This window comes from Enterococcus sp. 3H8_DIV0648 (assembly GCF_002140655.1).
In the GTDB taxonomy this organism is placed as follows: Bacteria; Bacillota; Bacilli; order Lactobacillales; family Enterococcaceae; genus Enterococcus_A; species Enterococcus_A hulanensis.
This window is the reverse complement of sequence record NZ_NGLG01000001.1, coordinates 1,242,148-1,257,092: the sequence shown is the minus strand read 5'-3', so window position 1 is coordinate 1,257,092 and position 14,945 is coordinate 1,242,148. Positions and strand designations below refer to the sequence as shown.

Sequence of the window (14,945 nt, the reverse complement as noted above, 5' to 3'; positions counted from 1 at the left end):
ATGACAGAGAGTTTACATTTAGTTGTCATTACTGGTATGAGTGGCGCGGGGAAAACTGTTGCGATTCAAAGTTTTGAAGATATGGGGTATTTTTGTGTAGATAATATGCCCCCAGGTTTAATTCCAAAATTTTGGGAATTAATTCGTGAGTCTGGAAAGGTAACAAAAATTGCCTTAGTTGTTGATCTACGGTCCCGTTCATTTTTCGAAGACATTCAAAAAATGTTGATAGAGATCGAAAATACCGGATTTATCGATACAAGTATCCTGTTTTTAGATTGTTCTGATGAGGAGCTGGTTTCTCGTTATAAAGAGACGCGTCGTTCTCATCCGCTTGCAATGGACGGTATGATTACAGAGGGGATACGAAAAGAACGTGCGATTTTGGAAGATCTAAAAAATCGCGCAACGTTAATGATTGATACAACCGATTTGACACCGCGTCAGCTGCGGGAAAAAATCAATCAATCATTTAAGCAAAAAGATGATGTAGGTTTCCACGTGGAAGTTGTTTCCTTTGGATTTAAATATGGGCTGCCGATTGATGCTGATATCGTCATGGATGTACGCTTCTTACCAAACCCGCATTATATTCCAGAGCTGCGTCCGCAAACAGGGCTAGATAAGCCTGTTTATGATTATGTGATGTCGTTTCCTGAAACGGAAAGTTTTTATACAAATTTTGTACGGCTAATAATGGATATCTTGCCAGGTTATATCAAAGAAGGGAAAAGTTCATTAACCATCGCTATTGGTTGTACAGGTGGTCAGCACCGCTCAGTTGCCCTGACTGAGCGTGTGGGTAAAGCTATTAAAGAAGCTGATTATAAAGTGAACATCACCCATCGTGATAAAGATAAGCGGAAAGAGACGGTGAATCGTTCATGAAAATGAAAACATACCGTATCCGCAAACCTAAAATCGTGGTGATTGGCGGGGGAACTGGTCTGCCGGTTATTTTGAAAAGCCTGAGGAACCAAAGCGCAGATATTACAGCAGTCGTGACTGTCGCAGATGATGGCGGCAGCAGCGGTGAATTGCGTGATTCGATCGATATGGCACCACCAGGCGACTTGAGAAATGTATTGGCTGCTTTATCAGACATGCCAAAACTATATGAAGATTTATTTCAATATCGTTTTCATGAGGATGACAAATTTTTAGCGAATCATACGATTGGAAATCTCCTGATTGCGGCTTTATCAGAAATGCGCAATAGCACCTATGAAGCTATTCAATTGCTTTCGATGATGATGCATGTCGATGGACACATCTATCCTTCTTCGGAAACACCGTTAGTTTTGCATGCAGATTTCGATGATGGAACGAGTGCGGTAGGCGAGTCAAAAATTGCTATTGATCGCAAAACGATTGAAAAAGTTTATGTTACAGAGAAAAATGGTGAGCAAGCTGTTCATGCAGCACGTAAAGTTGTTAATGCTATTCATGAAGCAGATATGGTCGTACTAGGTCCGGGGTCATTGTTTACTAGTATCCTCCCTAATTTAGTGATTGAGGAATTAGGCGATGCAGTCCGTACGACTAAGGCAGAAGTGGTCTACATTTGCAATATCATGACTCAAAAAGGTGAGACAGAGCATTTTAGCGATGCAGATCATATTCGAGTTCTGCACAAGCACCTTGAAAGCAAATTTATCGACACCGTTTTGGTCAATACAGAAAAAGTTCCTGAAGGTTATATGGATCCTGAAATCTATGACGAGTACTTGGTACAGGTTACCCATGATTTTAATGGTCTGAGAGATGAGGGCTGTCGTGTCGTTTCAACTGATTTTTTGAAATTGCGTGATGGCGGTGTTTTTCATGATGGCGATAAGGTTGTAGATGAGTTGTTCCGAATCGTATTCGGCGCAAAAATTTAAAAAATCTTCAGTTCATCTGATTGACGGAAGAAAAATATAGTTATGTAGTCTTAATTAGAACTAATTTTTGTCAAAGAAAATTAGTTCTTTATTATGAAAAAGGATGACAGTTCCACTTTTTTATTCAAACAACGAATAATATTTTCACGCAGAACTGATAGATAGTCATGCGAGATAACTAGTGGAATGGTATACGACTTGAAAATAGACCTAATTTTTCTCTAGAAAAATTAAGTCTTTATTATGAAAAAGGATGACAGTTCCACCTGTCTCTTATACACATCTAGATGTGTATAAGAGACAGCTGATAGATAGTCATGCGAGATAACTAGTGGAATGGTATACGACTTGAAAATAGACCTAATTTTTCTCTAGAAAAATTAAGTCTTTATTATGAAAAAGGAGGGCTCGTCATGTCTTTTGCAGCAGAAGTAAAAAAAGAGCTAACGGGTCTGGCAGTTCAAAAGAATCTCGCACAAGCTGAGCTGGCCGCTTTGATACGTATGAATGGTTCGCTAAGCTTGAGTAATCATCAATTTATTTTAAATGTCCAAACTGAAAATGCGGCGATTGCTCGTCGGATTTTTACTTTGTTGAAGGAACATTATGGAGTGCGCAGCGAGTTATTGGTACGCCGAAAAATGAAATTAAAGAAAAATAATGTTTACATTGTTCGATTGAAGCAAGAAACACAGAAGATATTATTAGATTTGGATATTATGGATGGAATGATGTTTCAATCCCACATATCGAATGAAGTAAAACAATCTGATGAAAAAACACGGGCATATTTGCGAGGAGCTTTTTTAGCTTCGGGCTCGGTTAATAATCCTGAAACAAGTCGTTATCACTTAGAGATTTCTTCGATCTACGAGGAACATAATCAAGATATTTGCGATTTGCTGAATCTGTTCGATCTCAATGCGCGAACGCTGGAACGACGCAACGGGTACATCACCTATTTAAAAGGTGCGGAAAAAATTGCTGACTTTTTAACGTTGATCGGCGCAACGAATTCAATGTTGAAGTTTGAAGACGTTCGAATTGTCCGAGACATGCGTAATTCGGTTAATCGACTAGTCAATTGCGAGACAGCTAATATGAATAAAACGATTGATGCAGCTTCTAAACAGATTGAGAATATTCATTTTATTGAAGCAACTGTCGGATTACAATCATTGCCTGAGAAGTTGCAAGAAATTGCAGAATTGCGGATTCAAAATCCAGAAATCAGCTTAAAGGAATTGGGAGAGATGATCCCGTCTGGAGCGATTTCTAAATCGGGGATCAACCATCGGATACGAAAAATCAATGATTTTGCAGATAAATTGCGCAAAAAAACCGTTTGAGTCTCAAACGGTTTTTCTATTTATTCTGAGATATAAGTTTTTAATGTAGCTTCATCAATTGACTCATCAAAAATATGGTCGCCTAATATAACGGTTGGAACGAACTTGATATTTGCCTGTTCAGCTTCGTTGCGAATTTCTCCCTGTAGGGTTTGATTTGCTTGTTGGGAGAAATACAATGTTTTTTCTGCGTAGTTAGCAACCGCCTCTAGTTCAAAATCTTGCCAAATTTCTTGTGTTTCGAAAGCCTGCTGAATCTGAATCAGGGCTTTTTTAGGATCAGCATCAATGTACTCGTGCATGACGTTACCGCGTTGCAAACTAATCTTATCTTTATCTAATAATTTGATAATGCGCTGGATTTTTCCTTCGGCGACTGCCTGATCTAAAGTGTCATAAGATTCTTCAAACCATTGCTTGCAGTAAGGACACCGAAGATTGATAAACTCAATCAGCCGCTTTGGTGCTGTATCTGAACCGATTTTGATGCCATTAAAGTCATTGACCAAACTTGCTTTTATAACAGAAATATCCATGAGAAAACACGTCCTTTCTCTTACCAGTGTACAAAAAATTTTTAAGAAAACAAACTCTTTTCATTTAAATAAGTTAAAAATACTGAAACTCGTGTTTGAAATTAAGGGAGGTTCGTTTATAATAAGTCCGTTGTTATAAATATCTTAAGTTTTTTATTCTGAAAAGGATCACATAAAAATAAATGGTATTACACGTTAGAATAGTAATTTTTTCTATAGGAAAAAGCTACTAAATATTAAGGAGGAAAAACATGCGTAAGACAAAAACGATGGATGGAAATACAGCAGCAGCCTATATTTCATATGGATTCACAGAGTTAGCTGCAATTTACCCAATCACTCCTAGCTCAACTATGGCTGAACTTGTGGATCAATGGGCTTCGCAAGGGAAGAAAAATATATTTGGACAACCTGTCTCAATCACAGAAATGCAATCGGAGGCTGGAGCTGCTGGTGTGGTTCATGGCGCATTGAAAACGGGCGCGTTAACGACCACCTATACCGCTTCGCAAGGCTTATTATTGATGATTCCGAACATGTATAAAATCGCAGGAGAGTTGTTGCCGGGCGTATTTCATGTTGCCAGTCGAGCGGTTACAACAAATGCCTTAAATATCTTTGGTGATCATGGTGACGTAATGGCTGCTCGTCAAACAGGATTTGCGATGCTGCAAGAAAGCAGTGTTCAGGAAGTAATGGATCTATCAGCGGTAGCGCATTTAGCGGCTATCGAGGGCAGTCTTCCTTTCATGAACTTTTTCGATGGTTTCCGTACGAGTCATGAAATTCAAAAAGTGGAAGTATTAGATTACGAAGAATTAGCTCCATTGATTGATCAAGAAAAGTTAAGAGAGTTTCGCAAACGCAGTATGAATCCAAATCATCCAACAATCAGCGGAACGAATCAAAATCCGGATGTCCATTTCCAACAACGAGAAACAGTGAATCGCTATTACGATGAACTGCCAGCAATCGTGCAAAAATATATGTTCGAGATCAACAAACTACGTGGAACTAATTACGATTTAGTTACTTATTATGGTGCGGATGATGCTGAAGAGGTCATTGTAGCAATGGGGTCTGTTGCGCAAACGATCGAACAAACAGTCGATTATTTAAATGCAAATGGTCGCAAAGTCGGCTTTTTAAACATCCATTTATATCGTCCATTTCCAACTGAAAACTTTTTAGAAAAATTGCCTAATACAGTCAAGTCGATCGCTGTCTTAGATCGATCAAAGGAACCGGGGGCCGATGGCGAGCCGCTTTTACTAGATATCCAAGGCGTGATGTACGAAGCAGATGTTCGACCTAAAATTATCGGTGGCCGTTTTGGTTTGGGCTCAAAAGATGTAACTCCTGATCAAATTATTGCTGTATACGATGAACTTATAAAAGATAAAAAGCTAACTAAGAAGCGCTTCACAATCGGGATTACTGACGATGTAACCAATCTGTCGTTGGAAACTAAGGGGACACTTGACCTGACCAACCCAAACACCTTTCAAGCAAAATTCTGGGGTTTTGGTTCTGACGGAACAGTCGGTGCAAATAAATCAGCAATCAAGATCATTGGTGATCATACCGATAAATTTGCTCAAGGCTATTTTAGCTACGACTCTAAAAAATCTGGCGGATTAACGGTTTCTCACCTGCGTTTTGGTGATACGCCGATTCGTTCGACTTATCTTGTTGAAAGTGCCGACTTTATCGCCTGCCACACGCCGGCCTATATTCATACCTATGATTTATTGAAGGGTTTGAAACCAGGCGGAATCTTTTTAATGAACACGATGTGGAATGATGCGCAGATCGATAAATTATTACCTGCCAAAATGAAGCGTTACATTGCTGAAAACGATATAAAATTTTATACAATTAATGCTGTAAAATTAGCGATGGAAGTGGGACTTGGTTCGCGGATCAATACAGTTATGCAAACGGCGTTCTTTAGCCTGACAGGTATTATTCCGTTTGATGAAATATTAGAGATATTGAAGGAAGAAGCCGATAAAAGCTATCGGCGTAAATCCTTGGAAATTGTTGAGAAAAATATCGCTGCGATCGATCAGACGGTTGAATTATTACATCAAGTTCAGGTTCCGGAAGCTTGGCGAACCGTCGAAGTTCCATCACAAGTTCGTAAGTCCCCAGTTTCTCAATACGTGGAGCAGATTGTTGAACCAATCAATTCGCAACGTGGGAATGATTTAACTGTTAACGATCTTGTGGCAAATGGAATGACTGATGGGACGATTCCGACAGGCACTGCGAAGTTTGAAAAACGCGGTATCGCTCTAGAGGTTCCTCATTGGATCAGCGATCGTTGTACGATGTGTAATGAATGCTCATTCGTTTGTCCTCATGCGGCGATTCGTCCGTTCTTAGCAGATGAAGAGGAGTTAGAAGAAGCTCCAGAAGGGTACATCGTTCGCGAAATGCGCGGAGCTGATGGCTTGAAATATCGTATTCAAGTTTCAGTTGAAGATTGTACTGGCTGTGGTTTGTGCGTTGAGGCTTGTCCTGCTAAAGGTAAGGCTTTAGTTATGAAGCCTTATGAAGAAGAAAAAGAACAGGCGATTAATTGGGCTTTCTCAATGACCTTGAAGCAAAAAGCAAATCCAGCAAAAACGAATTCGGTTTTAGGCTCGCAATTCAATCAACCTTTATTAGAATTTTCGGGAGCCTGTGCTGGCTGTGGCGAGACACCATATGTGAAATTAATGACTCAAATGTTTGGTGACCGTATGATGATTGCAAATGCGACTGGCTGTTCTTCCATATGGGGAGCAGCAGCACCGGTTAGTCCTTATACGACGAATGATAAAGGGCAGGGTCCTGCTTGGTCGAATTCGTTATTTGAAGACAATGCAGAATACGGTTATGGGATGTTCTTAGCCAATCAAACACGGCGAAAAGAGTTAGCCGATAAAATCAATGATGTTTTAGGAACTGTTTCTGATGACTTGCGGGAGCTGATGGAAGATTGGATGGACCATATGTTTGAATCAGATGGCACACAGCAACGGGCGACTAAATTAACAGCGGCTCTTGAAGCAGAAGGATTATCAGATCCAGACCTGGCAGAAATTTATGACAATCGTGATCTCTTTGTTAAAACAAGTCAATGGATGTTCGGCGGTGACGGCTGGGCTTACGATATCGGCTTCGGTGGAATTGATCATATTTTAGCCAGCGGTGCAGATGTAAATATCTTAGTTATGGACAACGAAGTATACTCAAATACTGGTGGTCAAACGTCCAAAGCTACTCCTGCTTCAGCTATTGCAAAATTCTCCGCAGGCGGTAAGTATCAATCTAAGAAAGACCTGGGAATGATGGCGATGACCTACGGCAATGTTTATGTGGCACAAATTGCTTCAGGTGCCAACCAGATGCAAACAATCAAAGCGCTAGACGAAGCTGAAAAATTCCCTGGTCCATCACTAGTTATCGCATATACACCATGCATTAACCATGGTTTACGCGGCGGTATGAGTAAAACGCTCCAAGAAGCAAAGGATGCTGTAAACTCAGGATACTGGTCACTGTATCGCTACAATCCGCTTCAACGTGAAAAGGGTAAAAATCCAATGACATTAGATTACAAAAAGCCGAACTTTGACGATATGATTGGATTTATGAAACAACAAACACGTTTTTCGGCACTTGAAAGAATCCAGCCAGATGATGCGCAGCGACTATACCAAAAAACAGTGAATGATGCGCAGACACGTTTTTATAACTATGCTCGCTTAGCAGGTCAAGAAGAAAAAATTCGGGCCAAACTTGAAGGGACTAAAGTAGAATCAGACGAAGCAACTGCTGGAGCAAAACCAAAAAGGGAACGCAAAGCTGACCCGGAAGCGGAAGCAAGACGTGCCGCCCGCAGAGCTGCTCGTGCTGAAAAACGCAACAAATAACTTTAAACAGGTCGCACCTGTTACAAACACGTTTTAGTAAGAACAGGAAATGCTAGAAAGCTAAAATATTATGTTTATTATCTCGAGAAATTGAAATTAGTATTAAGAGTTAGGAGTCTTAGTTTATTAAGGCTCCTTTCCTTCTTAAATTTTATGCTAGACCTGTACCACTGTGGTATAATTGTAGAGAATTTTGGATAGAAAGAGAGGTTATCTATGCCTAATCGTCTAATTGAATTATTCAAACCGGAATACTGGCTTAGCTTTTTTTCTGAGAACCTTTCAACTTGGGATATCATCGTCAACCTTTTAGATATATTTGTTGTCTGGTTTTTGATTTATCGTTTGTTTGAACTTGTTCGCGGAACAAAAGCCGTTCAATTGATCAAAGGTGTGGCGGTTTTTATTGGGATTCGAATTGTGGCTGAGCTGATCGGTCTGCACACGTTATCGTGGTTAATGAACCAAATTATCACTTACGGTGTGATTGCAGCGATCGTTATTTTTCAACCAGAAGTTCGACGCGGTCTGGAGCATTTAGGTCGCAGTTCTTTCTTTAAAACATCGAAGAAAGAAGAGCGTGATGATGAGCGGATGATCCTAGCTTTTGACAAAGCGATTCAGTATATGTCAAAAAGAAAAATCGGTGCACTAGTAACGATACAACGTTTTACAGGATTAGAGGAGTATATCGAAACTGGGATTGATTTGGATGCGGATATTACCGGAGAGTTGTTAATCAACATTTTTATACCTAATACACCGTTACATGATGGTGCTGTTATTGTCAAAAATGGAAAACTCGCAGTTGCTTCAGCTTACTTGCCGCTTTCTGATAGTATGCTGATACCAAAGGAATTTGGTACGCGGCATCGTGCAGCAGTGGGGATTAGTGAAGTCAGCGATGCTCTAACGTTCATTGTTTCTGAGGAAACAGGCGGAGTCAGTATTACCTTGAACAATGATTTTCTGCATGACCTGTCACAAGAAGAATATTTGGCTGTGATGCGCAGAGAATTACTGCCGGATGAAAAAAATGCTGGCAAAAAGAGTCTTCTGCAAACCTTTTTGGAAGGTTTGACCAAAGGAGGACAAAAATGAGAATCAAATTCAAAAAAAGCAATGCACCTTATATGCTGATTTTTTTAATGTTAATAGTCAAAATTTTAGCCGTTTGATTTCTTCCGAAACCAGTTATGAGGAATCCATTCAAAACGTACCAATCAATGTTCTTTATGATTCGGATCAATATTTTGTTCATGGTTTTTCATCAAATGTTTCGGTCAAGTTAAGCGGAGCAAATCGGATTCAATTGAATAAGGAGATTGATCCGGATACTCGGGATTTTAGTGTTGTTGCAGATTTGACGAATTTATCCTCTGGGACACACGAAGTTCGTTTGAAAACCAAGAACTTATCAAGTTCGCTTTTTGCAACGATTGAACCTGAGCGGATTTCCGTGACAATCGAAAAGAAAGTTAAAAAGAAATTTGATGTATCACCGATTTTAAGCAGTACAACTAGCAGTAATGGATTGAAAATCGGCGAGATGTCTACTCAGCCAGAAAAAGTCGAAATCACTACTGGCGAAAATACGATGAAAGAGATTGATCGCGTCGTTGCTTCAGTGGACAGCAGTAAATTGACAACGGATCAAGAGAGTATTCAAGCACCTGTTCAAGCATTGAATGCTAGCGGAGAAGCGTTGCCGATTCAATCTGACCCACAAAATGTGACGGTAAACTTTGAGATTCAGACACCCAGTAAGGAAGTTTCACTTTACCCGATTCAAGAAGGTGACCTGCCTTCAACAGTGGAAAGTGTCAAAATTGATTTGAATCGAACAAAGGCAACAATTACCGGCGTGCAGTCAGTAATTGATCAAATAGACAGTATCGGCATTCCAGTCGATGTAAGTCAAATTCAAGGGACGGTTAAAAAATTCATTGACGTACCAGTGTCAGGAGATTATCAAGTGAATCCTAAAACGGTGAGCGCACAAGTGACACCGGTATTTAAGAAGTCCCAGGAATCAGAAACTAGCAGTACAAATCATTCTAGTTCGTCGACAACTGAAGCTGCAGGAAGTTCGGGCGGAGCCTCGAAAACTTCTGAAACAAGCTCTACTAAAGTAGCCAACAGTGAAGAAGAGCCGACAAATCAATCTACTAACTAGATGAAGAAGGGAAATATAATTTAATGGGGAAATATTTTGGAACAGACGGAGTACGCGGAATCGCGAATAAGGAGTTAACACCTGAACTAGCGTTTAAATTAGGTCGTTGCGGCGGTTATGTTTTAAGCCAGCATCATGAAAGTGAAGATCGTCCACGAGTGTTAGTTGGACGCGATACTCGAATATCAGGAGAATTATTAGAAACAGCTTTGATCTCTGGATTGTTATCTGTAGGAATCGAAGTTTTTCAGCTTGGCGTAATCTCAACACCTGGAGTAGCTTATTTAACAAGATTACAAAAAGCATCTGCTGGTGTAATGATCTCTGCATCTCATAACCCTGCAGAAGATAATGGAATCAAATTTTTCGGTGGAGACGGTTTTAAATTAGTGGATGAGCAAGAAGCTGAGATCGAAGCATTGATTGATGCAGAAGAAGACACGCTGCCTCGTCCGTCAGCGGAAGGGTTAGGAACTCTAGATGAATTCCATGAAGGCCTTTTGAAATATTCACAATTTCTTGTACAAACAATTTCAGGAGATCTATCAGGTCTAACTGTTTGTGTTGATGCAGCTAATGGAGCAACATCTACTAGCGTCAACCGTTTATTTGCAGATTTAGAAACAGACTTTTACACGATGGGAACTTCACCAAACGGTTTGAACATCAATGCTGGGGTTGGTTCGACGCATCCGGAAGAATTAGCTAAAATGGTCGTTGAAAAAGGTGCGGATGCTGGTTTAGCTTTTGATGGCGATGGCGATCGAGTGATTGCAGTCGATGAGCTGGGAAATATTATCGATGGTGATCGTATCATGTTTATCTGTGCAAAATATTTAGCAGAACGCAAACGCTTGAAAAAAAATACTGTAGTGACTACAGTAATGAGCAATTTAGGTTTCCATAAAGCGATTGAAGAAATCGGTTTGGAAGATGTGATTACCCAAGTTGGAGACCGTTATGTGGTTGAAGAAATGCGTAAAAATGACTATAACCTTGGTGGTGAACAGTCTGGCCATGTATTGTTCTTGGATTACAATACAACCGGTGACGGAATGTTAACCGGAGTACAGTTATTAAACATCATGAAACAAACAGGCAAAAAACTTTCTGAGCTAGCTGGTGAAGTGACAATCTATCCGCAAAAATTAGTGAACATTCGTGTTAGCGATAAATATGGTGCGATGGATGTACCGGCAATCAAACAGGCCATTGAAGAAGCAGAAACAGAGATGAATGGCGATGGCCGCATCTTGGTTCGTCCTTCAGGAACAGAGCCGTTATTGCGTGTCATGGCTGAAGCACCAACAGATGAAAAAGTTGATTACTATGTAGACAAAATCGCAGCAGTTGTTCGTGAGGAAATTGGCTTAGATTAATAAGAGACGCCCGATCTTGAATGGTCGGGCGTTTTTCTGCGTAAAAAAAAGGTTGAGAATTTCTCAACCTTTTTTGATTATTCAACTGTAACTGATTTTGCTAAGTTACGAGGTTTGTCAACGTCGTAACCACGTAACAATGTAGCATAGTATGCGATCAGCTGCCCTGGAATTACAGAGACAAGCGGACGCAAGAATTGATGAACGATTGGCAAGATGATTTGATCTCCATCTTTACTTAACTCCTCAGAGACGATCACTAATGTGTGAGCCCCACGGCTTTCTACTTCCCGCAGGTTGCCGCGAGTATGAGGAGCAGTTACGGCTTCAGTAATGATGCCGATAACTGGCGTACCTTCTTCAACTAAAGCGATCGTTCCATGTTTTAATTCGCCGGCAGCAAAGCCTTCAGCTTGGATATAAGAAATTTCTTTTAGTTTTAAAGCAACTTCCATAGAAACATAATAATCTTCGGAACGACCGATATAAAAAGCATTGCGAGTCGTTGCTAGAGACTCTTCAGCAATTTCTTCAATCATGGCTTTTTCTGCGATCATTACATCCATTGCATTAGCAGCGATCCCTAATTCTTTTGTTAAATCGAATTCTTTCGCCGCGACTACACCTTTCGCTTCACCGACAGCTTTAGCTAAAACAGTTAAAGCCGCGATTTGAGCTGTGTAGGCCTTGGTAGAAGCTACAGCGATCTCTGGACCAGCATGCAAGAGCATAGTATAGCTTGCCTCACGAGATAAAGTCGAACCAGCAACATTTGTTACAGTAAGAGACGGGTGCCCTAATTTATTGGTCTTAACTAACACCTGACGACTATCTGCAGTTTCTCCGCTTTGAGTCAAATAAATAAAGAATGGCTTTTCTGAAAGCAATGGCATATTATAACCAAACTCACTAGATAAATGAATCTCAACTGGAATATTCGCTAGACCTTCAATAATTTGTTTGCTTGCCCAACCAGCATTATTACTTGTACCGCAGGCAACGATATAAATCCGGTCGCTGTCTAATAAACTTTGCAACAATTCGTCTTCGATTACGACGGTTCCTGTTTCATCGGTATATTCACTGATGATCCGACGCATCGTAGCAGGCTGTTCATCGATTTCTTTCAGCATGTAGTAAGGATAAGTTCCTTTTTCCATATCAGAAAGATCGATTTTAGCTTCGTATGGGGCACGTTGAATTTCATTGCCGGCTTCGTCTTCGATTTCAATCCGTTCTTTTGTCACGATAACCATTTCGCCGTCATTGATTTCGACAAATTGATTGGTTTGTTCCAACATTGCCATGGCATCGCTGCAGACGACATTAAATCCGTCGCCCAATCCGATTAATAATGGACTCTTATTTTTTCCAACATAGATTGTTTCACGATCGTTCTTGTCGATTAAACCAAAAGCATAAGAACCGCGAATCTCTTTTAACGCTTTACGAAAGGCGTCTTTTGTTGAAAGGCCTTGTTCTGCAAAGTATTCAACTAAATGAACAGCAATTTCAGTATCTGTCTCGCCGTAAAACCTATCATCTGCTAAATACTTTTCCTTCAATTCATCGTAATTTTCGATCACACCGTTATGGACCAAAACAAATCGTTTGCTTTGTGAAGTATGGGGATGAGCATTTTCTTCACTTGGTTCGCCGTGAGTTGCCCAACGCGTATGACCAATTCCGATTGAACCATGAACATCAGAACCAATTTTTTCTGCTAATTCTTTGATGCGTCCTTGAGATTTGATCAAAAAGTCCTCATTTTGATCTGCTACGAAAATACCAGCAGAGTCATAACCACGATACTCCAATTTTTCTAATCCATTCACCAAAATACTTGTCGCTTGCTCATTTCCTACAATTCCTACGATTCCACACATAATGTCTTCCTACTTTCCTGTCATTATATGTTTCCGAGCTGTCTGACTACTTTTTTGTTCTTTTATAAAGTTTTTGTAATAGTCTGTAGAGCACAGCAACCCTGAAGCCACCCGCCGAAAATTTCGATTAGCTTCTTCCTCGTCACCTTAAAAAAGGTCTGGCGCTATCTTATTGGTACATCTAAGATTTTTTTTGTTTTAACATCGGAAACAATGACTAATATAATACATACTTTCCGAATAGTCAAACTTTTTTTTATTTTTAGATAATTGGTATATATGAAATTTGTGAAAATGAGGATCTGAAAAACAAAGTTGCTTCTTCATTTCATCTGTTAGAAGAATAAGGTAAAATAGAGAAGTATCATTTAAGGAGCGGTTTCCAAGAGTGCATTTTGTAGTTTAGAAAACTTGCTTACTTACGATAGACGATTTTTTTGTGAAAATCATTTTTCACAAAAATCAAACGAGAGGGGAAAACAATATGAATCGACCAGAAAATTTAACAATTGGTGAATTACGCAAATTTTTAGAGCAGCTTGCTGACAATCCTGAAATCAGTGATGAAACAAAAATTTTCCTAGATACTGGCTGGGATAGTATTCAAGAAATCATCCCTGATGCTTTGAGTATTGAGGACGCGCAAACTTTTGAAATTGAGGATCCTTTGACTCATGAATTTTTCGGCGGCTACTCTTTAACGGAAAAAGCGAAAAAAATGAAGGCTGAGGGACCAGTAGAAAAAGTCTTGATTATACGTAACTTATATTAGGAGGAAAAAAATGAATAAAAGACGTTGGGTGGCAGTAGGTATTGCAGTAGTGCTGTTAATCTTTTCAGTGATCTCATCAACGATCAGTCGTAGCAACGATAGTAAAAAGGAACTTAGCCAAGTCAATGAAATACTATATGGAAATGATGAACCTAAAGAACAAGTAGAAGAAGATGGATCGAGTACAGAAAAAATTGCTAAGTTAGTAGTAGAGGGGACGATCATCAATGATGGTACCAGCGGTTTGTTTTCTACCGACGGGTATAATCATAGCTCGTTTATGAAACAGTTAGATAAAATCAAACAAGATTCAACTGTTAAAGGTGTTTTGTTGGAAATCAACTCGCCTGGCGGTTCGGTATATGAGACGGCAGAAATTACGAGAGCTTTAAAGGAGATTCAAAAAGACAAGAACATTCCAATCTACGCTTCGATGGAAAGCCAAGCGGCTAGCGGCGGGTACTATATTGCTGCGAACTCGGACCGGATTTTTGCTACAGAGGATACTATGACGGGATCTATTGGCGTAATAATGTCTAGTATGAATTATTCTGGCTTGATGGAGAAACTAGGTATTACTGATGCGACAATTAAAAGCGGGGCTTTAAAGGATATCGGTTCATCCTCTCGACCTCAAACGAAAGAAGACAAAGAAGTCCTGCAAGCTTTTGTAGATAGCATGTACGGACGCTTCGTTAAGACTGTAGCTGAAGGACGGGATATGGATGAAGCACAAGTGCGTAAATTAGCTGATGGGAGAATTTACGATGGAGCGCAGGCTCTTGACAACGGCTTAATAGATGATATCGGCTATCCTGACCAAGCGTTGCAGGCTTTGAAAAAAGATCAGAATTTGAGCGGAGCAAAAGTTGTATCTTATACAAACGGTTCTACTAATTTTATGAATACATGGTTGGGGAACAGTTTGGCTGAACTTCAAGGGATCAAGCCATCCCAAGAAGAATTGATTAGAAATATCGTTGAGAGTGTCGGTACTCCTCAAGCTCCTAAAGCAATGTATCTCTACGGAGGTGAGTAGCC

11 protein-coding genes are annotated in these 14,945 nt (G+C 40.0%); 9 read left to right on the top strand and 2 right to left on the bottom strand.

Going from position 1 to position 14,945, the window contains the following annotated elements; all coding sequences use genetic code 11:
• The 3 genes from rapZ (at position 1) to whiA (ending at position 3,232) form a co-directional block, all read left to right on the top strand.
• Entirely contained in the window at positions 1-888 is an 888-nt protein-coding gene (rapZ, locus tag A5875_RS23560) for an RNase adapter RapZ (protein WP_088932732.1), read from the top strand.
• The gene (locus tag A5875_RS05740; RefSeq protein WP_088932731.1) at positions 885-1,883 is read left to right on the top strand and encodes a gluconeogenesis factor YvcK family protein; all 999 of its coding nucleotides are present in this window, start codon (positions 885-887) and stop codon (positions 1,881-1,883) included. Before rapZ ends, A5875_RS05740 begins: the two co-directional genes overlap by 4 nt.
• Positions 1,884-2,296: 413 nt before the next feature.
• Positions 2,297-3,232, top strand: coding sequence for a DNA-binding protein WhiA (gene whiA, locus A5875_RS05735; protein ID WP_088932730.1), 936 nt, complete (start codon positions 2,297-2,299; stop codon positions 3,230-3,232).
• A 20-nt stretch (positions 3,233-3,252) separates the two neighbouring features.
• Here whiA and A5875_RS05730 read toward each other — a convergent pair whose 3' ends face one another.
• Positions 3,253-3,768, bottom strand: a complete 516-nt coding sequence (locus tag A5875_RS05730) for a thioredoxin domain-containing protein (RefSeq protein ID WP_088932729.1) — start codon at positions 3,766-3,768, stop codon at positions 3,253-3,255.
• A gap of 251 nt (positions 3,769-4,019) precedes the next feature.
• Between A5875_RS05730 and nifJ the strand changes: the two genes are divergently transcribed.
• The 4 genes from nifJ to glmM all read left to right on the top strand — a co-directional run bounded on the left by nifJ (position 4,020) and on the right by glmM (position 11,246).
• Entirely contained in the window at positions 4,020-7,691 is a 3,672-nt protein-coding gene (nifJ, locus tag A5875_RS05725; protein WP_088932728.1) for a pyruvate:ferredoxin (flavodoxin) oxidoreductase, read from the top strand.
• A 216-nt stretch (positions 7,692-7,907) separates the two neighbouring features.
• The gene (cdaA, locus tag A5875_RS05720) at positions 7,908-8,792 is read left to right on the top strand and encodes a diadenylate cyclase CdaA (RefSeq protein WP_088932727.1); all 885 of its coding nucleotides are present in this window, start codon (positions 7,908-7,910) and stop codon (positions 8,790-8,792) included.
• 73 nt (positions 8,793-8,865) lie between these two features.
• Positions 8,866-9,867, top strand: coding sequence for a CdaR family protein (locus tag A5875_RS05715; protein WP_254911847.1), 1,002 nt, complete (start codon positions 8,866-8,868; stop codon positions 9,865-9,867).
• Positions 9,868-9,890: 23 nt separating this feature from the next.
• Positions 9,891-11,246, top strand: coding sequence for a phosphoglucosamine mutase (gene glmM / locus A5875_RS05710; protein WP_088932726.1), 1,356 nt, complete (start codon positions 9,891-9,893; stop codon positions 11,244-11,246).
• Positions 11,247-11,323: 77 nt separating this feature from the next.
• Here glmM and glmS read toward each other — a convergent pair whose 3' ends face one another.
• Positions 11,324-13,132, bottom strand: coding sequence for a glutamine--fructose-6-phosphate transaminase (isomerizing) (gene glmS / locus A5875_RS05705; protein WP_088932725.1), 1,809 nt, complete (start codon positions 13,130-13,132; stop codon positions 11,324-11,326).
• 484 nt (positions 13,133-13,616) lie between these two features.
• Between glmS and A5875_RS05700 the strand changes: the two genes are divergently transcribed.
• Both A5875_RS05700 and sppA read left to right on the top strand, forming a co-directional pair.
• Positions 13,617-13,904, top strand: coding sequence for a hypothetical protein (locus tag A5875_RS05700; RefSeq protein WP_088932724.1), 288 nt, complete (start codon positions 13,617-13,619; stop codon positions 13,902-13,904).
• A 10-nt stretch (positions 13,905-13,914) separates the two neighbouring features.
• Positions 13,915-14,943 (top strand): signal peptide peptidase SppA, encoded by a 1,029-nt coding sequence (gene sppA / locus A5875_RS05695; RefSeq protein ID WP_088932723.1) that lies wholly within the window; start codon positions 13,915-13,917, stop codon positions 14,941-14,943.
• The last annotated feature ends 2 nt before the right edge of the window (positions 14,944-14,945 follow it).

What these genes read in the sequence shown, in the direction of transcription:
- A5875_RS05700 (WP_088932724.1), top strand. Translation starts at nt 13,617, where the DNA reads ATGAATCGACCAGAAAATTTAACAATTGGTGAATTACGCAAATTTTTA.
- A5875_RS05740 (WP_088932731.1), top strand. Translation starts at nt 885, where the DNA reads ATGAAAATGAAAACATACCGTATCCGCAAACCTAAAATCGTGGTGATT.
- whiA (WP_088932730.1), top strand. Translation starts at nt 2,297, where the DNA reads ATGTCTTTTGCAGCAGAAGTAAAAAAAGAGCTAACGGGTCTGGCAGTT.
- glmS (WP_088932725.1), bottom strand. Translation starts at nt 13,132, where the DNA reads ATGTGTGGAATCGTAGGAATTGTAGGAAATGAGCAAGCGACAAGTATT.
- cdaA (WP_088932727.1), top strand. Translation starts at nt 7,908, where the DNA reads ATGCCTAATCGTCTAATTGAATTATTCAAACCGGAATACTGGCTTAGC.
- nifJ (WP_088932728.1), top strand. Translation starts at nt 4,020, where the DNA reads ATGCGTAAGACAAAAACGATGGATGGAAATACAGCAGCAGCCTATATT.
- A5875_RS05730 (WP_088932729.1), bottom strand. Translation starts at nt 3,768, where the DNA reads ATGGATATTTCTGTTATAAAAGCAAGTTTGGTCAATGACTTTAATGGC.
- glmM (WP_088932726.1), top strand. Translation starts at nt 9,891, where the DNA reads ATGGGGAAATATTTTGGAACAGACGGAGTACGCGGAATCGCGAATAAG.
- rapZ (WP_088932732.1), top strand. Translation starts at nt 1, where the DNA reads ATGACAGAGAGTTTACATTTAGTTGTCATTACTGGTATGAGTGGCGCG.
- sppA (WP_088932723.1), top strand. Translation starts at nt 13,915, where the DNA reads ATGAATAAAAGACGTTGGGTGGCAGTAGGTATTGCAGTAGTGCTGTTA.